General features: G+C 73.8%; 24 protein-coding genes. 10 read left to right on the top strand and 14 right to left on the bottom strand.

Translation table 11 applies throughout. The features are described from left to right. Positions 1-50 precede the first annotated feature (50 nt). Positions 51-701: a TetR/AcrR family transcriptional regulator gene (locus tag K7472_RS26265; protein WP_222981041.1), complete on the bottom strand. Its 651-nt coding sequence runs from the start codon at positions 699-701 to the stop codon at positions 51-53. A gap of 117 nt (positions 702-818) precedes the next feature. Here K7472_RS26265 and hpnH point away from each other — a divergent pair, with 117 nt between their 5' ends. After that, complete coding sequence (gene hpnH / locus K7472_RS26260; protein WP_109454534.1) at positions 819-1,823, top strand: adenosyl-hopene transferase HpnH; 1,005 nt, start codon at positions 819-821, stop codon at positions 1,821-1,823. A gap of 181 nt (positions 1,824-2,004) precedes the next feature. Here hpnH and K7472_RS26255 read toward each other — a convergent pair whose 3' ends face one another. Both K7472_RS26255 and K7472_RS26250 read right to left on the bottom strand, forming a co-directional pair. Continuing rightward, positions 2,005-2,190, bottom strand: coding sequence for a hypothetical protein (locus K7472_RS26255; RefSeq protein ID WP_222981040.1), 186 nt, complete (start codon positions 2,188-2,190; stop codon positions 2,005-2,007). Positions 2,191-2,392: 202 nt separating this feature from the next. Further along, a complete protein-coding gene (locus tag K7472_RS26250; RefSeq protein ID WP_222981039.1) occupies positions 2,393-2,797 on the bottom strand; it encodes a hypothetical protein in 405 nt (134 codons plus the stop codon). Between the two features lie 254 nt (positions 2,798-3,051). Here K7472_RS26250 and K7472_RS26245 point away from each other — a divergent pair, with 254 nt between their 5' ends. The 3 genes from K7472_RS26245 (at position 3,052) to K7472_RS26235 (ending at position 5,265) form a co-directional block, all read left to right on the top strand. Continuing rightward, complete coding sequence (locus K7472_RS26245; RefSeq protein WP_252396265.1) at positions 3,052-3,249, top strand: hypothetical protein; 198 nt, start codon at positions 3,052-3,054, stop codon at positions 3,247-3,249. 326 nt (positions 3,250-3,575) lie between these two features. Further along, a complete protein-coding gene (locus K7472_RS26240; protein WP_222981038.1) occupies positions 3,576-4,445 on the top strand; it encodes a hypothetical protein in 870 nt (289 codons plus the stop codon). A gap of 58 nt (positions 4,446-4,503) precedes the next feature. Continuing rightward, a complete protein-coding gene (locus K7472_RS26235) occupies positions 4,504-5,265 on the top strand; it encodes a bestrophin-like domain (RefSeq protein WP_222981037.1) in 762 nt (253 codons plus the stop codon). 40 nt (positions 5,266-5,305) lie between these two features. Here the strand turns inward: K7472_RS26235 and K7472_RS26230 are convergent, their stop codons facing one another. Together K7472_RS26230 and K7472_RS26225 are read right to left on the bottom strand one after the other, a co-directional pair. Continuing rightward, entirely contained in the window at positions 5,306-6,082 is a 777-nt protein-coding gene (locus K7472_RS26230; RefSeq protein WP_252396274.1) for a VOC family protein, read from the bottom strand. Positions 6,083-6,247: 165 nt separating this feature from the next. Further along, on the bottom strand, positions 6,248-7,252 hold the full coding sequence (locus K7472_RS26225; RefSeq protein ID WP_222981036.1) for an aldo/keto reductase family protein: 1,005 nt from the start codon (positions 7,250-7,252) through the stop codon (positions 6,248-6,250). A gap of 113 nt (positions 7,253-7,365) precedes the next feature. On the opposite strand from K7472_RS26225, the gene K7472_RS26220 reads away from it, so the two are divergent. Then, the gene (locus tag K7472_RS26220; protein WP_222981035.1) at positions 7,366-8,250 is read left to right on the top strand and encodes an alpha/beta fold hydrolase; all 885 of its coding nucleotides are present in this window, start codon (positions 7,366-7,368) and stop codon (positions 8,248-8,250) included. Between the two features lie 27 nt (positions 8,251-8,277). Here the strand turns inward: K7472_RS26220 and K7472_RS26215 are convergent, their stop codons facing one another. Continuing rightward, positions 8,278-9,126: an ABC transporter ATP-binding protein gene (locus K7472_RS26215; protein ID WP_222981034.1), complete on the bottom strand. Its 849-nt coding sequence runs from the start codon at positions 9,124-9,126 to the stop codon at positions 8,278-8,280. 147 nt (positions 9,127-9,273) lie between these two features. On the opposite strand from K7472_RS26215, the gene K7472_RS26210 reads away from it, so the two are divergent. Beyond that, complete coding sequence (locus K7472_RS26210) at positions 9,274-9,564, top strand: hypothetical protein (protein ID WP_222981033.1); 291 nt, start codon at positions 9,274-9,276, stop codon at positions 9,562-9,564. 43 nt (positions 9,565-9,607) lie between these two features. Here the strand turns inward: K7472_RS26210 and K7472_RS26205 are convergent, their stop codons facing one another. From K7472_RS26205 to K7472_RS26195, 3 genes are all read right to left on the bottom strand, one after another. Continuing rightward, the gene (locus K7472_RS26205) at positions 9,608-10,273 is read right to left on the bottom strand and encodes a thiaminase II/PqqC family protein (RefSeq protein ID WP_222981032.1); all 666 of its coding nucleotides are present in this window, start codon (positions 10,271-10,273) and stop codon (positions 9,608-9,610) included. 147 nt (positions 10,274-10,420) lie between these two features. Next, positions 10,421-10,882, bottom strand: coding sequence for a VOC family protein (locus tag K7472_RS26200; RefSeq protein WP_222981031.1), 462 nt, complete (start codon positions 10,880-10,882; stop codon positions 10,421-10,423). After that, entirely contained in the window at positions 10,879-11,895 is a 1,017-nt protein-coding gene (locus K7472_RS26195) for an AraC family transcriptional regulator (RefSeq protein ID WP_308014095.1), read from the bottom strand. The genes K7472_RS26200 and K7472_RS26195 overlap by 4 nt, the downstream gene beginning before the upstream one ends. 214 nt (positions 11,896-12,109) lie before the next feature. Here K7472_RS26195 and K7472_RS26190 point away from each other — a divergent pair, with 214 nt between their 5' ends. Continuing rightward, entirely contained in the window at positions 12,110-12,343 is a 234-nt protein-coding gene (locus K7472_RS26190; protein ID WP_222981030.1) for a chaplin, read from the top strand. A gap of 27 nt (positions 12,344-12,370) precedes the next feature. Here K7472_RS26190 and K7472_RS26185 read toward each other — a convergent pair whose 3' ends face one another. Further along, positions 12,371-12,745, bottom strand: a complete 375-nt coding sequence (locus tag K7472_RS26185; RefSeq protein ID WP_222981029.1) for a hypothetical protein — start codon at positions 12,743-12,745, stop codon at positions 12,371-12,373. Positions 12,746-12,959: 214 nt separating this feature from the next. On the opposite strand from K7472_RS26185, the gene K7472_RS26180 reads away from it, so the two are divergent. Next, entirely contained in the window at positions 12,960-13,424 is a 465-nt protein-coding gene (locus K7472_RS26180; RefSeq protein ID WP_222981028.1) for a MarR family winged helix-turn-helix transcriptional regulator, read from the top strand. Between the two features lie 36 nt (positions 13,425-13,460). On the opposite strand, the gene K7472_RS26175 is transcribed toward K7472_RS26180, so the two are convergent. Then, complete coding sequence (locus K7472_RS26175; RefSeq protein ID WP_222981027.1) at positions 13,461-13,631, bottom strand: hypothetical protein; 171 nt, start codon at positions 13,629-13,631, stop codon at positions 13,461-13,463. A gap of 37 nt (positions 13,632-13,668) precedes the next feature. After that, positions 13,669-14,025 carry a PRC-barrel domain-containing protein gene (locus K7472_RS26170; RefSeq protein WP_222981026.1) on the bottom strand — a complete coding sequence of 119 codons (357 nt, stop codon included), beginning with the start codon at positions 14,023-14,025 and terminating at the stop codon, positions 13,669-13,671. 218 nt (positions 14,026-14,243) lie between these two features. Here K7472_RS26170 and K7472_RS26165 point away from each other — a divergent pair, with 218 nt between their 5' ends. Beyond that, positions 14,244-14,528 carry a hypothetical protein gene (locus K7472_RS26165; RefSeq protein ID WP_222981025.1) on the top strand — a complete coding sequence of 95 codons (285 nt, stop codon included), beginning with the start codon at positions 14,244-14,246 and terminating at the stop codon, positions 14,526-14,528. Between the two features lie 5 nt (positions 14,529-14,533). Here K7472_RS26165 and K7472_RS26160 read toward each other — a convergent pair whose 3' ends face one another. Beyond that, a complete protein-coding gene (locus tag K7472_RS26160) occupies positions 14,534-14,851 on the bottom strand; it encodes a DUF3040 domain-containing protein (RefSeq protein ID WP_222981024.1) in 318 nt (105 codons plus the stop codon). Positions 14,852-15,092: 241 nt separating this feature from the next. Here K7472_RS26160 and ligD point away from each other — a divergent pair, with 241 nt between their 5' ends. After that, a complete protein-coding gene (ligD, locus tag K7472_RS26155; RefSeq protein WP_222981023.1) occupies positions 15,093-15,986 on the top strand; it encodes a non-homologous end-joining DNA ligase in 894 nt (297 codons plus the stop codon). A gap of 21 nt (positions 15,987-16,007) precedes the next feature. Here ligD and K7472_RS26150 read toward each other — a convergent pair whose 3' ends face one another. Next, the gene (locus K7472_RS26150; RefSeq protein WP_222981022.1) at positions 16,008-17,234 is read right to left on the bottom strand and encodes an FUSC family protein; all 1,227 of its coding nucleotides are present in this window, start codon (positions 17,232-17,234) and stop codon (positions 16,008-16,010) included. Between the last annotated feature and the right edge of the window lie 57 nt (positions 17,235-17,291).

The following is a 17,291-nucleotide window of genomic DNA, read 5'->3' as shown; positions in this document are numbered from 1 at the left end:
CGTTCCGCCCCCGTCAGCCGTCCCACGCCCTCCGCCGCCGTGCCCTGAGGTCACGTGCCGGTGGCGACGCTGGGGGTGGCCAGGCCCGCCAGCAGGCGGTCCAGGACCAGCCCGGCGTCCTCGCGGGCCGCGGCGGTGTCCTCGGAACGCGCGATGTACAAGCTGGCCTCGGAGATCAGCGCGGCCAGCATGCGGGTCAGCGGCGCCACCGGCAGGTCCTCGATGCGGCCCTCCTGGATCGACTCGGTGAGCGCCTCGGCCAGGAGCAGGTAGCCGTGCTGCTCCACCAGCGCGTCCCAGGCGCTGTGCCCCAGCACGGCCGGCCCCTCGATGAGCACGATCCGCTGGAAGTCGGCGTCCGTGCAGGCGTCCAGGAACGACTGGAATCCGCTGCGCAGCAGCTGCCAGGCGTCCCCCGGGTGCGCCTCGGCCCTGCGGGTCTCCTGCTCGACCAGCCGCTCCGCCATCTCCTGCGCGCACTCCGCCATCACCGCGCGGAACAGGTCCGCCTTGTCGCGGAAGTGGTGGTAGAGCGCCCCGCGCGTCACCCGGGCGGCCCCCACGATGTCCTCCGTACCGGTCGCCGCGTACCCGCGCTCGGCGAACAGCGTCCTGGCCGCCTCCATCAGGGCGCGCCGGGTGTCGCTGACGTGCTCGGTGCGGCGGCTGGCCCGCCCGCCGGGGAATCGGGGACCTTTCATACGTACATCCTGTTCCATACAGACTGTATGTTGGTAGTGGTAGAGGGGATCGGCCTTCGCACCACCGGTCCCCGCCGCACCGGCCAGAGCCCGCGGCGGCTCGGGAACGGAGACGCGATGGGACTCCCGCTCAACCTCACCGTCAAGATGGGCACGTACCTGGTCAAGCAGAAGCTGCTGCGCCGGGAGAAGTTCCCGCTCATCGTCGAGGTGGAACCGCTCTTCGCCTGCAATCTCAAGTGCAACGGCTGCGGCAAGATCCAGCACCCCGCCGGAGTGCTGAAGAAGCGGATGCCGGTGGCGCAGGTGATCGGAGCCGTGGAGGAGTGCGGCGCCCCGATGGTGTCGCTGGCCGGTGGCGAGCCGCTGATGCACCCGCAGATCGACGTGATGACCAGGGAGTTGCTCTCCCGTGGCAAGTTCGTCGTGCTGTGCACCAACGCCGTGCTGCTGCCGAAGCACCTGCACAAGTTCCGGCCGCACCGCAACTTCGCGTGGATGGTGCACATCGACGGGCTGCGTGAGCGGCACGACGAGTCGGTCAGCAAGGAAGGCGTCTTCGACCAGGCGATCGAGGCCATCCGGCAGGCCAAGGCCGCGGGCTTCGCCGTCTACACCAACTCGACGTTCTTCAACAACGACAGCCCGCAGGACGTCATCGAGGTGCTGGACTACCTCAACGACGAGCTGAAGGTCGACCGGATGGAGATCTCCCCGGGCTACGCGTACGAGAAGGCCCCCGACCAGGACCGCTTCCTGGGCGTCGAGCAGACCCGGCAGCTGTTCCGCAAGGCGTTCGGCGAGGGGCGGCGCCGCAAGTGGCGGCTGAACCACTCCGAGCTGTACCTGGACTTCCTCGAAGGACGCACCGACTTCGAGTGCACCCCCTGGGCGATCCCGTCGTACTCCCTGTTCGGCTGGCAGCGGCCCTGCTACCTGATGTCGGACGGGTACGCGGAGACCTACCAGGAGCTGCTGGAGGAGACCGACTGGGACAAGTACGGCCGGGGCAAGGACCCGCGGTGCGACAACTGCATGGCGCACTGCGGCTACGAGCCGACGGCCGTGCTGGCCACGATGGGCTCCCTGAAGGAGTCGCTGCGGGCCGTCACGGCGCACTGAACCCCGGTTCCCCCGGGGTTCCCCGGACCGCCCGGCCAGGTGGTGGGAGGCGCGGCGAGGCCGCAGCCGCGCGGGGGCACCCGCCCCACCCCGCACCGGCCGGGCCCTGACGTCCGCCGTCGAGGACGGGTGGCGGGCCGACCCGCCGTCCCGGTGACGGTCCCGCGCGGCCCCGGCGGGGCTACCGCCGCCCCGATCCGCTCTCCCGGGCGTCGTCGCGCCGCGCCGCACCGCCGTTCTCGGTCCGCTCCCCGGTCGCACCGCCGCCCCGCGCCTTCTCGCGCTGGGCCGCCGCCCGGGCCTTCTCCGCCATCTCCTTGGCCTTGCGCTTGAACTCGTCGCGCTTGAGGTCGTCCGCGGCAGCCATGTCCGCACCTCCTGAGAACTCGACGCTACGGGCGCCACCAGGCTGGCACGCGGCGTCGCCCCGCGCATGTCGTACGTATGCGTACGGGCGGACGTTCACGCGGGCCCGCGCGCCAGGTGCGCGGGATGCCGGAGCCGGACGCGCGGATGCCCCGGCGGGCGGTCGCCGGGGCATCCGAGTGGAGTGGGCCGGAGCCCGGGCGTCAGCGCACGGTGACGTTGAAGACCGCGGAGGCGGTGCTTCCGCTGACCATGCGCAGCTGGTTCTTGCCCTTCAGGCCCAGCTCGACGCGGAGCGAGTAGGCGCCGGAGCGGGTGACGGTGGTGCTGGCCGGCAGGGTGACCCACTTGCCGTGCTGGACCTGCTGGAGGGTCACCTTGCTGCCCGCCTTCAGGCCGGTCGCGGTGCCGGTCACCCGGAACTGCTGCCAGGCGTTCACGCTGGTGACCGACGGCTTGGCGGTGAGCGACGCGCGGGCGGCGGTGACGGCCGCCTGGTGCGCGGCGGGAGTCGCGGCCATCGCCGTGGTGCCGGCCAGGGCGAGGGTGACGGCGCCCATCGCACCGACGGCGGCCAGACGCAGCGAGTTCCGCTTGGTGACGATCATGTCGAGTCCTTTTCGCTGAGAACTTCATGGTTCGCGCCGGTATCTGCTCATCCGGGCTGATTGGCGCGGTCTCAGGTGGTTAGACGGCGCACACAGGAAAATCGTTGCCGCCTCCTATGTCACTGTCTTGTAATAGGCGCGACGAGAGTCGCCAGGCGGTACGGGCGGGTCGAACAGGCGTCAGTCGCGACCCCGGACCGGGTGAACGCGCGGGGCCTCCTGTGACCCCCTACGGACCGCGGCGTTGATGGTGCATGACCACCATGACGATGTACTGGAGACCGCTGGGGAAGCGGGAAGAATCGATTCCGCGCATCCCTGACGCGCCCATCTACGAAGCCTTGGCCCAAGGCTGGGTCCTGGCCGGGCGGACCGTGCCGGGACAACACGACGTGGAGTGGGCGGAACTGGCCGGGCAGTCGCCCTGGCCCGGCGCCGACGACCCGCGCTAGCCGCCCCCTCGTGCGGGCCCGCGCACCCCGCAAACCTCCCGGTCGCATCCGTCCGCCTATCGCATGAACTCCACCGGCGTGTCGGCGTGCGCGGGCGCGTCCTGGGACAGGCTGCGGCGCAGGGGGCCGGACCGCGCAGGTGCGGACGCCGTGCCCCGGGGGAGCGGAACGCCGTGGGGACACGGCGGGTCCGCGGGGAGCACGCAGGAGGGGGCGGTGCCGCTGTGCGCTGGCCGAGTCATGCCATACGACGACCGGGTGGTCCCGCGCGGTCGTGGAACGAACGCCGTCGGCGCGCCCCGGCGGCCCCCGGGCGCCGCAGTCGGGTGGCGCGGCTGCTGATCCGGGGGGCTCCGGCGCTGCTGCTGGGCTGCGTGATCGTGCTGGCGGCCGGGACCGCCGGCGCGGCGCTCGCCTGGCCGGGCGGCGGCTCACCGGTGCCCGTGCCGACGTTGCGGATGCCCCGGATGAGCGGGCTGCCGACGCGGATGCCCGCCATGCCCCGGCGCGCCAGCGCACCGCGGACGGCAGCGCGGGGGAACGGGGTGCGCGGGTCCGCGTCCCGGCGTGGTCTTCCCGCGCCTCGGGGCGGGTTCCCGTTCGGCGGTACGCCGCGCGGGGACGCCGGGTCGCGCCTGCCGGGACTGGCCGCCGTCCGCGCCGCGGTGCGCTGCCCGCACGGCATCGGGTTCGCCGTCGCTGTCCACGGCGGGCCGCTGGGCTGCGAGATCGCCGTGCGCCGAGTGGCGTGCGCGCCGTTGCTCGCCGTCGACGTGGGCGGCGCCGAGGCCGTCGTACGCACCCGGGGCGACGCCGCGGAGCTGCGACGGCTGACCGGTCTTGCCGACCGCGACTGCCGCAGGCCCGCGCCGCCCGTTCGGCCCGCGCCGCGTCCCACGCCCCGGCCACGACCGGTCGCGCCGCCCAGGCCCGCACCGCGCACGCCGCCGCCGAGCCCGGCGCCGACGCCCGCACCGCGCCTGGTGGCCCTCCCGGTGCCGAAGCCCGCCGCGCCGCCGACGCCCACGCCGACGCCCAAGCCGACCGTGCCCACGGCGTACCTGCGGATGACGCCGCAGACGCAGAGCCCGGCGCGGGGCGGGATGGGCACGCCCGCCGCGTTGTTCCTCGTCCTGCTTCCGGCCGCCGTCGCCGCCGTCGCCGCGGGTGCCCGCGCGATGTCGCGTTCCCGGTGACCTTCCACACCGCCGGTGGCCGCCACGACGACCGCCGGTGACCTTCCGAGGAGAACCCTTGTCCCATCTGCTCAGCACCGTGGCGATCGTCGCGGGCGGCGCCCTGGTGGCCGCCGTCTGCGTGATCCTCAAGCACCGCTTCTTCCCGCTCAAGGCCGACGAGGAGCCCAGCGACGACGTCGCCGAGTACATCTCGATGATGATCGGCGTGATCTACGCGCTCGTCCTCGGCCTGGCCCTGGTCTCGGTGTGGGACACCCACTCCAACGCCGAGTCCGACATCTCCACCGAGGCCGGCGCGCTGCACCAGGTCTACCTGCTCAGCGACGCCCTGCCGCCCGCCGGGCAGCAGGAGATCCGCACCACCGTCGACGCGTACGCCCATCAGGTGACCGCCGTCGAGTGGCCGCGGATGGCCAAGCACGAGTCGCTCGGCCCGGCCGGGTGGCAGATGCTCGACAAGCTGCGCGACACCTACGAGACGGCGCCCGCCGCCAACGCCACGTCCGCCCAGCAGAACGCCGGGCAGGAGGCCATCTCCCAGCTGTCCACGCTGGACCAGGCCCGCAGGGGCCGCGCGAGCGACGCGCGCAGCAGCCTGTCGGACGTGCTGTGGGCGGGCATGTTCGTCGGCGGCATCCTCACGCTCGCGTTCATGTTCGTCTTCGGGGTGCAACGCAGCGGCAGCCATCTGGTGATGGCGATGGTGCTCGGCGGGTTCATGGTCTTCCTGATCCTGCTCATCCAGCAGCTCAACCAGCCGTTCAGCGGGGTCTTCGCGGTCGGCAAGAGCGACTTCACCAGCTACTTCCCCGTATGAGGCCGCCGCCGGGGCTCCGCCGCCCGCGACAGGTCGCGCCTCAGTAGTGCCTGCTGATCAGGGAGAACAGCCCGCCTTCCGGGTCGCGCAGCCCCGCGACCCGGCCGTAGGCGGAGTTCTCCGGCGCACCGGTGACCTCGCCGCCGAGTTTGGCGGCGAGTTCCACCGTGGCGTCCACGTCCTCGACCGAGAAGTACACGTGCCACCGCGGCCGCACCCGCGGGTCGGCGGCCGCCTCCGTGCCGCCGCCGGACAACGCGGCGACGCTGTGCCCGTCGACCCGCAGCACGACCCGGTCGTGCTCCCAGACCACTTCGTACCGTTGCGGATCGGCGTCGTCCCACGCGAACACGCCGCCGTAGAAGAGCGCGGAGGCGAAGGCGTCCCGGGTGCGCAGCTGGATCCAGACCGGGGAGCCGACCCGCTGGGCACGCTGCGGCCGTCCCTGCGCGCCCTCCCAGACGCCGAACGAGGCGCCCGCCGGATCGGCCGCCAGCGCCAGCCGCCCGGCGTCGAACTCCAGAGGTCCCACCGCCACCGTCCCGCCCCGCTCGCGGATCGCGTCGGCGGTGCGGTCGGCGTTGTCGGTGCCGAAGTACGTGGTCCACGAGACCGGCAGCTCCCAGCGGGCCGCCACCGCGCCGATGCCCGCGACCTCCCAGTCGCCGGAGTGCACCCGCAGGTACGGGCCCCAGCGCTCCGGCCCGGGCTCGAAGTGCCAGCCGAACAGCGGGCCGTAGAAGCCCGTGGCCGCGTCGAGATCGCGGGCCATCAGGCTCACCCAGCAGGGAGCCCCCGGCACGCACTCCTTCGGCATTCCGGTCACGTCAGCACACTCCCGGCCGCGGGCGGGCAATCCGGCACACAGGCCCTCAAGGGCCGCGTACAGCTTAAGCCTGCTCCCCGGGCCCCGCGCGACTCTTTCCCCCGGGCGGGCGGCCGGTCGCCCACGCGTCCGGCCGCCCGGTTTCCGCAGGTCCGCTCAGGGGCGGCGCGCCGGAGTCATCTCGTGGGTCTTGAGCGGATCGGTGACCGCGACCGGTGCGATGATCTCGTCGATCCGCGCCAGCAGTTCCGCGTCCAGCCGCACCCCTGCCGCCTTCGCGTTCTCCGTGACCTGCTCGGGCCGGGAGGCGCCGACGATCGCGGCGGAGACGCCCGGCTGCCTCAGCACCCAGGCGACGGCCAGTTGCGCGAGCGACAGGCCCGCCTCGTCGGCCAGCGGGCGCAGCCGCGCCACGCGTTCGAGCACCTCGTCGCGCAGGAAGTGGCCGATCATGTCGGCGCCGCCCTTGTCGTCGGTGGCGCGCGATCCGGCGGGCGGCTGCTTTCCCGGCAGGTACTTGCCGGTGAGCGCACCCTGGGCGATCGGCGACCAGACGATCTGCCCGATGCCCAACTCCTCGCACGCGGGGATCACTTCGGACTCGATGACGCGGTACAGCATGGAGTACTGCGGCTGGCTGGAGACCAGCGGCACCCGCAACTCGCGGGCGAGGGCGTGCCCCCGCCGGATCTGGTCGGCGGTCCACTCCGAGACCCCGATGTAGTGCGCCTTGCCGGCCCGCACGACGTCGGCGAAGGCCTCCATCGTCTCTTCCAGCGGGGTGGACACGTCGAAGCGGTGCGCCTGGTAGAGGTCGACGTGATCGGTCTGGAGGCGGCGCAGCGAGTTGTCGATCGACTCCATGATGTGTTTGCGCGACAGGCCGCGGTCGTTGTGCCCGGGACTGGTCGGCCAGAAGACCTTGGTGAGGATCTCCAGCCCTTCGCGGCGCTCCCCCTTCAGGGCACGGCCGAGGACGGATTCGGCGCGGGTGCCGGCGTAGACGTCGGCGGTGTCGAAGGTGGTGATCCCGGCGTCGAGCGCGGCGCGCACACAGGCGGTCGCGGCCTCCTCCTCCACCTGGGAGCCGTGGGTGAGCCAGTTTCCGTAGGCGATCTCGCTGATGATCAGGCCGCTGCGGCCGAGGTGACGGTATTCCATGGTGGTTCAATCTAGAACGAGCCGAGCGCGGTTCGGCCGTCGGCGGCGCCCGGAAGTCCGGGTGCCGGCAGTGCCCGGTGTCCGGGTGCCCGGTGTCTTTCGGGAGGAGAGCCATGGCCCTGGTGGAGCAGCCCGAGGAAGCGTCGATCCCGGTCGGAGGCGGCCGTCTGCACGCCCTGCGGTTCGGTGCCGGACCGCGGATCGCGCTCGCGGCGCACGGCATCACCGGCTCGGCCCTCGCCTTCCTCGCCGTGGCCCGCCTGCTGCCCGACGACTGGACCCTGGTCGCCGTCGACCTGCGCGGCCGCGGCGGCAGCGCGGGGACGCCCGGGCCGTACGGGCTGGCACGGCACGCCGAGGACTTGTGCGCGGCGGCCCGCCACCTGGGCGGCGGCGCCCCCGTCACGCTGACCGGGCACTCGATGGGCGCCTACGCGGCCGTGCGTGCCGCCGCCGCCCACCCCGAACTCTTCGACCGCGTCCTGCTCGTGGACGGCGGGCTGCCGCTGCCGGTCCCGGCGGGCGCCGACCTCGACGCGCTGCTCGACGCCTCCCTCGGCCCGGCGATCGCGCGGCTCGGGATGACGTACGCGAGCCCGGAGGCGTACGTGGAGTTCTTCCGGGCCCACCCGGCGCTCGGGCCGCACTGGAACGAGGACGTCGAGCGGTACGTCCGCGCCGATCTGACCGGCCCCGAAGGGTGGTTGAGGTCCCGGGTGCGGCCGGAGGCGGTCCGGGCCGACGGCCGTGACCTGCTCGCGTCGGCGGCGTCGCTGGGCGAGGACCTCCAACGGCTCACCGTGGACGCCCTGTTGACGTACGCGCCGCTGGGGATGTTCGGCCAGGCGCCCGGGATGCTCCCCGAGCAACTGGTCGCCGCGTGGCGCGACAGGGCGCCGGGGCTGCGCACCGAACTGGTCCCGGACACCAACCACTACACGATCCTGATGGGTGCCGGGGCCGCCGTGGTGACGCGCAGGCTCACCGGGGGGTGGTGAGCCACCCGGCCGATCGCGGTGCGGTCGTCACGCGGGCAGGGTCCGCCCCGAGCGGGCCAGCCAGCGGCCGTCCAGCCGGGCGACCTCGACAGGCCGCCCGAAGCAGTCGCTCATCCGGGCCCCGGTCAGCACCTCGGCCACCGGCCCCTGGGCCCGCACCCGGCCCTCCTTGAGCAGCAGCGCGTGCCCGATGGCCGGGGACAGCTCCTCCAAGTGGTGGGTCACCGTGATCGTCGCCAGTTCCGGGCGGCCCGCCGCCAGCCGGTGCATCGTGTCGATCAGGTCCTCGCGCGACGGCAGGTCCAGCGCGTTGAAGGGCTCGTCCAGCAGCAGCAGCGCGGGGTCGGACATCAGCGCCCGCGCGATCAGCACGCGGGCCCGCTGGCCGCCGGAGCACACCCCGAAGGGGCGGTCGGCCAGGTCCTTGCACTCCAGCTCCGCCAGCAGCAGCGACGCCCGCTCCCGCACCGCCGCGTCGTACTTGCCCCACAGCGGCTGGACGGTGCCGGTCGCGCCGGTGAGCACCACGGTGTGCGCGGTGGCGTCCAGCGAGACCTTCTGCGAGCTGGAGACCAGGCCGATACGGGCCCGCAGTTCGCGCACGTCCACCCGGCCGAGCCGGTGGCCGAGCACCTCGACCGTGCCGGACGTCGGGTGGACGACCGCGCCGATCAGCCGCAGCACGGTCGTCTTGCCCGCGCCGTTCGCGCCGAGCAGCGCCCAGTGCTCGCCGGGCCGCACCGACCAGCTGACGTCGTCGAGGATCACCTGTCCGGTCGTGAACCGGCGCACGCTCACGCCGTCCAGGGCGGCCACGGGGCCGGGCGAGCCGTCGGTGACGCGGGGGAGCGGGGGCCGGGCAGCAATGGGGTCCATGCCCCGGCAGGCTAGCTGTACCGGCCACCTTTCGCCGCCGGCGTCCGCCAGTCGGAACGCGCGGGTGGAACGGGACGTCTTCCGGGACTCGCCCACGTACCGGTGACAATGCCGGTGCGCGGGCCGGTCGTTGGGTACCACGGGGGCATGACCGATGCCTCCCGGCGCCGCACGAGTGGCGCCCGCAAGGCCGTCCGGCTGGTCGACGAGGTGACCACGGGCCCGGCCGGGGCCATGACGCGGGACGGCAGGACGATCACCGGGGACCTGACCGTGGTCACCGCCGCCCTGCGCGACGGGCGGGCCGAGGTCAGCGCGCGGCGTGCCGGGGCCGACGAGTGGCACCCCCTCGCGGGCAGCCCCTTCCCCGTACCGGCCGAGGGGATCGAGACGCTGCACGCCATCGTGGTCGCCGCCATCGCGGCGGGCGCGCCGTAGCTCCGGCCCGGCCCGCCCTGAAGCGCCGCGAGCCGTCGGCCCGTCAGCCGGGCAGGCCCGCCAGCGTGTTCCAGAACATCAGCTCGTACGCCTGAAGCAGCCGCCCGTAGCGGTCGGCCTCGCCGGTGTCCAGCCGCCCGCCGTCCAGCCCCTCCTGAACGGCTTCCAGCGCCTGCGCCTCGAGTGCGGGAGCCGGTTCGGCGAAGAAGTCGAAGAAGCCGCAGGCGGCGTCGGAGAAGCCGTACGACGTCCGCAGCGCCCGCCCGACCGCCGCGCAGTAGCCGCCCCACGCGGCGAAGTTCGCGCCGAGCGAAACCACCGCGTCCACCGGCTCCGCGTTCAGCGCCAGCCAGGCCACGTACGCCGGATAGGCCTGGCAGCCCGGGTGCGGCCGGTGGCCGCGGACGGTCTCGTCGTCCAGGCCGAGGGCGTCGATCAGCGCGGTCAGCCGTTCGGCGGCCAGCGTCTCGCCGTTCGCCAGCGAGGCGAAGAACCGCGCGGTCGCGGGACGGTCCGCCGAACGCTCGGCCAGCCGAAGGAAGGCGCGGCGGTCGCTGTCGATGACATGCCGCTGCTCCATCGCGAACGCGGCCAGCGCCTCGACGGGCGCGCTGCCGTCGACGACGCGGGGGACGAGGCGGTTGGCGTCCTCGTCCGGGGCCGTGTTCGCGGCCGCGGTGTCCAGTACCTCGCGCGCGGTACGTGTCATCGCCCGCCCATCCTTCCTGGCCGTGGGGCACCCTCCCGCCACGGTCTCACGGCGGCGCGGCGGCGGCCGGATTCGGCGTGCGATTCAGCCCTTCGCGACGCGGGCCCGGTGACGTAGGCGCGGCGAACCCGGCCACCGCGCCCGTGCTCAGGCCTTGCGCGGCGCCCCGGGGTAGGTGCCGAAGGACCAGCGGTTGCCCTCCGGGTCGCGGGCGGCGAAGTCGCGGGAGCCGTAGTCGGTCGTGTGCGGTTCGGCGACGATCTCGGCGCCCGCCGCCCGGGCCCTGGCGCACAGCTCGTCGGGCGCGTCGGTGACGACGTACGCGCTGAAGGCGCCGGGCCGCAGGCCGCACTCCTCGTCCGCGTCGGATCCGCGGCTGGAACCCAGCATGACGCCGCCACCAGGCGGCCAGCTCAGCTCGGCGTGCACGACCAGGCCGCCGTCCTCGTAGACGACGTTCTCCTCGAAGCCGAACGCGTCGACCAGGAAGCGGATCAGCGCCGGGGCGTCGGCGGCCCGCAGCGCCGGCCAGACCTGCGGCGGGGGCGCGGCGCCCGGCGAGGTCCCGGTGGTGCCGCCTTCCTGCGCGGTGTGTGCGGTGTCGGTCATGGGGACCAGACCTCCTCGGGGTCGTGATCGGGGGCGGCGGACCACTCGTCCGGCCCTTGTTCCTCCCAGCCTTGCGCCCCCAGCACCTCGGTGACTTGGACGTTTCGGAACTCCTCCGCCAGCCACCGGCTCGGCGGGCACCCCGCGAGGGCGCGGAACTCGCGGGCCAGGTGCGCCTGGTCGAAGTACCCGCAACCGACGGCCAGCGCGGCGAGCCCCAGCCCGTCGCCGCGACCGCGTACCGAGCCGGTCCCCGCCGCCCCCGCCTCGCCTCCGGGAAGGCCGTCCGTCCCCGGATACGCCGTCGCTCCGGCCGCCAGCAGCCGCCGCGCCCGGTCGAAGCGGACCACCCGGGCCGCGGCCTTCGGGGTCAGCCCGATCTCCTCGCGGAAGCGGTCGGCCAGATGGCGGCCGCTCCAGCCCGCCTCAGCCGCCAGCGCGTCCACCGGAACGGCGCCGCCCCCGCGCAGCAGCGCCCGCCACGCCCGCGCCACCGGCTCCGAGGCCGCGCGGTCGGGCCGCAACCGGGCCAGCAGCGCCGCGTCCAGCGCGGCGAACCGCCCCCGCCAGTCGCCTGCCGACCGCAGCCGGTCGCACACCTCGTCGGCGAACCGGCCCAGCACCGCGTCCGCCGGGAGGTCGAGGCCGCTCAGCTCACCGGCGGGCAGCCCCAGCAACGCCCGCGCCCCGAGCGGACCCAGTGCCAGCTGGACGCCGGACTGGGCTCCCGCGTGCGTGATCAGCGCGGGCGTGGTGTGCAGCCCGCCGACCAGGGCGTCATAGGCCTGCGCGGGCTGCCGGGCGTCGGGGTGGGCGGCCACGGTGAGCGGCTCGTCCAGCGTGAAGATCAGCGTCAGGTACGGCGAGGGCAGCCCGCGGTGCCGGGCGGGCGCCAGACCGCGCTGGCGGTAGCCGCTGTACCAGGCGACGTACGGGCGCAGGGCAGGCGCCGGACGACCCCGGACAGACTCGTTCACCCGCCCGTGCGGCCCACCGCTCTCGACGCCGTCCACGCTGCCCACTCTGCCCACTCCACCAGTATCGGCGTCGGCACCGACACCCGCCCGGCCACGCGGCGGGGCCGTTCGTGCGGGGGCGGGTGCTCTGAGCGGGTGGTCTTCGCGGGTGGTCTTGGCCTTGCACCGCGTGGCGGGCCACCGGAGGGCGCGTAGAACGGATCAGGATGCGGTCGACACGAATCCGTTTCTCTCCCCCAAGGAGACCGTCATGATCCGTAAGGCACTCGTCGTCGCCGGTGCGGCCGCGCTCGCCCTGGTCGGCACCGCCGGTGTCGCCTCGGCCGACTCGTGGGCGGGCGGCGCCGCGGTGGGTTCGCCCGGCGTCCTGTCCGGCAACGTGATCCAGGTCCCGATCGACGTTCCGATCAACGTCTGCGGCAACAGCGTCGACGTGCTCGCGCTGCTGAACCCGGCCTTCGGGAACACCTGCGCCAACCACTGACGCCCGCGCGTCGCGCCCGGCACCGCCTCAGATGTGCGGTGCCGGGCGCAGTACGTGTACGGCCTGGTCGCTCACCCATCCGGCGCGGTCGTCCAGCCGGTACCACTGACGGCCGCCACCGCCCTCGGTGCGGTAGCGCAGCGGCACCACGGCGCAGCGGCGCAACGCGCCCAGGGACTCGGAGTCGGCCGTGGGGTCCTGGCGGACCACCGCAGCGGCGGCCACGACCTGGGCCCACCCGGAGTTGGCGTCCACATCCAGCCGGGGCGCCGCGCAGCCCGCGGCGGCCGGGACCAGCGCCCGCGCCGGGGCGGACGGGCCGAGGGCACCCAGGGCGAGCGCGGCGAAGGCGACGGCCGCCCCCGGCAGCCGGGCGGAACGGGGCAGATGAGCGCTGGTCACGGCAGACGTCCTTCGGGCGGGGTACGGGCGAGCACCGTATTGCGGCCGGGACGCCCGCCGGGCCGGCCACCACCCGCCCGGGGGTCAAGCCCCACCTGATCGAGGGCGTGTGCCGCCGGGGAACTGACGGCTCGCGGCGCCGGATACGGTGGAGGTGCAGCACGCCGCCGTGAACGTCCGTCGGCGGTCGTACGTGAGGAGGGCCGGCACAACCATGACCGACCGGAGTGCCCCGACGACGGCCGGCGCGGTGGATCCGGCGGTGATCTCCCGCCTGCGGCTCGCCATCGCCCGGCTCAACCGGCAGATGGTCCGCGCCTCCGCAGGACAGGACCTCACCTTCGCGCAGGTGTCGGCGCTGGCCAGGATCGAGCAGTTCGGTCCGCTGCGGCTGGGGGAGCTGGCCGTCAGGGAGGGGGTCGCCGCGCCCTCGATGACCCGGACGCTGGCGCCGCTGACCGCCGCCGGGCTGGTAGGCAAGGCGCCCGACCCTCAGGACGGACGGTCCTGGCTGATCGAGATCACCCCCAGCGGCGTCGCGATGATCGCCGACATCCGGCGCGAGCGCTCCCAGCTGCTGGCCGACCGCGTCGCCGGACTCACCCCGCAACAGTGCGACGCGCTCCGCGCCGCGCTCCCGGTCCTGGAAGCGCTCGCGGGTGAGCCGGAGGGCGGCTGACGGCGCCCTCCGGCGGTGGCCCGGTGGGCCCGACGCTCAGCGGTTCGGTTTGCGGTGCGTTCTGCGGCCTATGCGCAGGCCGAAGAAGACCAGGTTGAGCAGGAACACGATCACGCCGATGATCAGCAGGTACAGCAGTCCGTGGACGACCGCGCCGACGATGCCGAGCGCGATGGCGACCAGGATGATGAGCAGGAAGAGTGCCATCCCGGGTTCCTCCTAGGGGCCTGTCCGGCCGAGCGGCTCAGCGCCGGGCCAGCCTGCGTTCGCCGGCACTGCCCGGCTGGAACGGCAGTTGGTAGTGCTTGAAGACGGCTTCCTCGTCCTCCGCGGGCAGTTCGCCGTCGGTGTCGATCGCCGGGGCGTCCTTGACCAGGCTCTTGTCGAACTGCACCTTCAGGTACCCGGGCCCGACCGTCGCCCCGGCCAGCGGGACGAAGGCGAGCCGTTTTCCCTTGAGCATGCCGACGGTGACGGTGGCGAAGGACGGCAGGTCGGTCGTGGTGTCCACGTAGACCGATTCCAGAGTGCCGATCTTCTTGCCGCTGTCGTCGACCACGTCGTGTCCGCGCCACTCGCGGATGTCTCCGGCCTCGAACATCGCTGCGCGCTCTCTTCCCGAGGGCGGGCGCCCTCCTCTTCCGGCCTTTCCGGTCTACCTACCCGGTCGGACCGTCCTAAGGCCTGCCGTTCCGCCGAGCCACTCGTACGGGCGCTCGACGCGGGGGTCTGTCCGTACGCCCGCGGGGGCCTGTCCGTACGTCGTGGTCCCGACCGCGCCAAGGGCATGGAATCCGGACGTCCGGGTAGGCAGGGCCCATGTCGGATCAGTGCGATATCGAACCGCTGGGCGGCCACGAGTACCTGGTGCGGGTCCACCACCCCGCCGAGATCGTCGAGTCGCGTTTCCAGGCCACCGAACGGGTCATGGCGGACCTGCACGCCGGGGCCGGGGACGAGCGCCGGGTCATCGAGGCCACGATGGACTTCCTGCGGGACAAGAAGTCGGCGGACGAACTCCCGCAGCTGGTCGACCTCGACGACGTCGCCGCCAGCTACGACGACTACGTGGACGCCCTGCGCGGCAGGCTGCCCTCCGCCTGACGGCGCTACGGCGACGAGCGGTAGGACCCGGCGACCACGCAGACCAGCGGGCCCCACAGCAGGATGCCGACCGCCGCCAGCGTCAGCCCGGTGGAGCCCAGCATCAGACCGAGCAGCAGCATCGCCACCCAGCCGGTGAGCAGCAGCGCCCAGACCAGGTGCCGCGGGCGGACCCGCCCGCGTAGCAGGCCGCCACGGGCCACGGCGCCACGGGGCCGGAGCGGACGGGAGTCGGCGAACTGCCGGGCCCAGTCCGGATCGTCTGCCACCAGCGTCGCCTCGATCGCGCGCAGCAGCCGGTCTTCCTTCTCCGACAGAGCCATGGCTCTCACCCGCTTCCGCCGCCCAAGGGCCCGCGGCCCTTCCGCCGGGGCGGCAGGGACCGGGCCTCGGTCTTCCTTATCCCTTGTGTGCCCCTGCCCGGCGCGGATCAAGCACCGACACACGGCCGAAAGAGGGTGCTCCGCCCGATGCCGATGCCCCTCGCCCACCGGCGGGCCGCGGGCCACCGAGGCGCCTAGCATCCGAAGGGACGCCTCCCGCACCCGAACGGGGTTCCCACCCATGTCAGAGCCGACCGACCGCCAGGCCGTCGACGTCGAGGGACACCGTCTGGTCCTCACCCACCTCGGCCGCGTGCTGTTCCCGCGGACCGGGGAGACCAAGGCCGCCGCGCTCCAGTACTACGCGCGGATCGCCCCCGTGATGGTGCCGCACACCGCTGGGCGCCCCGCCTCCTTCGTCCGTGCTCCGGAGGGGCCGGGCGGGCAGCGCTGGTACGCCAAGACCCCGCCCGCCGGGCTGCCGGACTGGGTGCGCACCGTCGAGGTGACCGGCAGCGAGGGACCGGCGCCGTACGTCGTGGTCGACTCCACCGCGTCGCTGGTGGCCGTCGCCAATCTCGGCGCGTACGAGATCCACGTGCCGCAGTGGACCGCCGACGCGGGCCCGGACGCCCACGACCGCGTGGTCTTCGACCTCGACCCCGGGGCCGGCGCGGACCTCACCGACTGCTGCCGGGTGGCGCTGCGGCTGCGCGAGGAGCTGACCGCCGACGGGCTGACCGCCTGCCCGGTCGTCTCCGGCTCCAAGGGCCTGCACCTGTACGCGTGCGTCGAGCCCGCCCCGCAGCGTGCCGTGAGCGGCTACGCCAAGAAGCTCGCGGAACGCCTGGCCGCCGAGGACCCGGGCCGGGTGACCGCCGTGATGGCGAAGGCGGCACGGCCCGGCCGGGTCTTCATCGACTGGTCGCAGAACGCCACCGCCAAGACCACCGCCGCCCCCTACACCCTGCGGCTCAAGGACCGCCCGGCCGTCGCCGCGCCGGTCACCTGGGACGAGGTGGCGGCCTGCCGCGATCCGGGGCGGCTCCTCCTCACCCCCGACCAGGTCCTCGACCGTGTCGAACGGCACGGCGACCTGCTCGACGCGCTGGGCGACCCTGCCGCCCTGCCGTGAACACCCCCTGCGGTGGGCGCCTCACCGACCGGGGCGCAGCCGCCGGGACGCCGAGCGGGCGCCGCTGCGCAGCCGGGTGACCAGCGAACCGGGCACCGGCTCGTCGGCGCCGATCTGCGAGGCCAGCCAGCGCGCCCGGCGCTCCACGTCGAGTTCGTTCAGCAGCCGGTCGATGTTGGCCAGCAGCGCGCCGTGCAGCTCCCAGCTCTCCCACTCCCGCTCGCTGCGCTCCCGCAGCAGTTCGGAGATGCGGTGGCGGTCCTCCCGCCCGCGGTGCAGCGCCTCCGCGAGCTCCTCCTCGGCACGTTCCGCGCCTTCGGTGACCTGCGCGGTGATGAGCCTGCCGAAGCTGTCCACCGCGGTGGCCACGTGGATCAGCAGTTCGTCGAGCGCGTCGGCGATCTCGCCCGCGTACAGCGACTCGTGCTGCTCCACGTTCTGCGCCAGGTCGCGCAGCGAACGGCACAGGGTGCGCAGCACCACCGCGCACACCTCCAGGGTGTCCAGCCCGCTGCGCAGGATCAGCCGGGCCATCGCGCCCTGCCGCACCCGCGGGTTGAAACGGGTCGACTCCTCCGCCCGGCGCAGCGACTCGTCGAACCGGGCGATCTCGTTGTCCAGGGTGCGCGCCTCCAGCAGCCACGACGCGGCCTCCTGCGCGCTGGCCCCGCGCCGCAGCTCGGACCCGATGCGCAGCAGCAACCGGCGCATCCAGTCGGCGAGTTCCTCCACCGCCTGGCCGGCCGTCTGCACGAACACCGGGGGAGCGAAGACCGTGTTGAGCGCGACGCCCACCACCGCGCCGATCAGGGTCTCCTCGACCCGGTCCAGCGCCTGGTTGCCGGGGCCGGTGACGCCCAGGATGAGCATGCCGCTGATCGCCACCTCCGCGACGAACTCGTCCACCCGGATGGCGTGGCCGATCAGCAGCGAGGTGAGGATGATCAGGCCCAGGCTCCACCAGCTGAGCCCGAACAGCTCACTGAACGCGACCGCGATCAGCACCCCCGCGATGACCGCGAGCACCCGGCGCACGCCGGTCGTCAGCGTCGTGTACAGGGTGACCTGCACGACCAGCAACGCGGTCAGCGGCGCGGTCAGCGGCCTGGGATAGCTCACCAGATTCAGCGCGACGACGTAGCTGATCACGGCGGCGACGGTCGAACGGATCAGCTGGACGACGACCGGTTCGTTCCGCCGCTTGATGAGCCCGACGAGACGGGAGGGAACAGCGCGCACTGTGGTCATATATCCCCCCGGCACCCCTCCGTACCGCCCCGGGCGCCCACCTGGCTGTCACGCTCC

This window comes from Streptantibioticus parmotrematis (assembly GCF_019890615.1).
In the GTDB taxonomy this organism is placed as follows: domain Bacteria; phylum Actinomycetota; class Actinomycetes; order Streptomycetales; family Streptomycetaceae; genus Streptantibioticus_D; species Streptantibioticus_D parmotrematis.
This window is presented reverse-complemented; position numbering and strand designations above follow the sequence as displayed.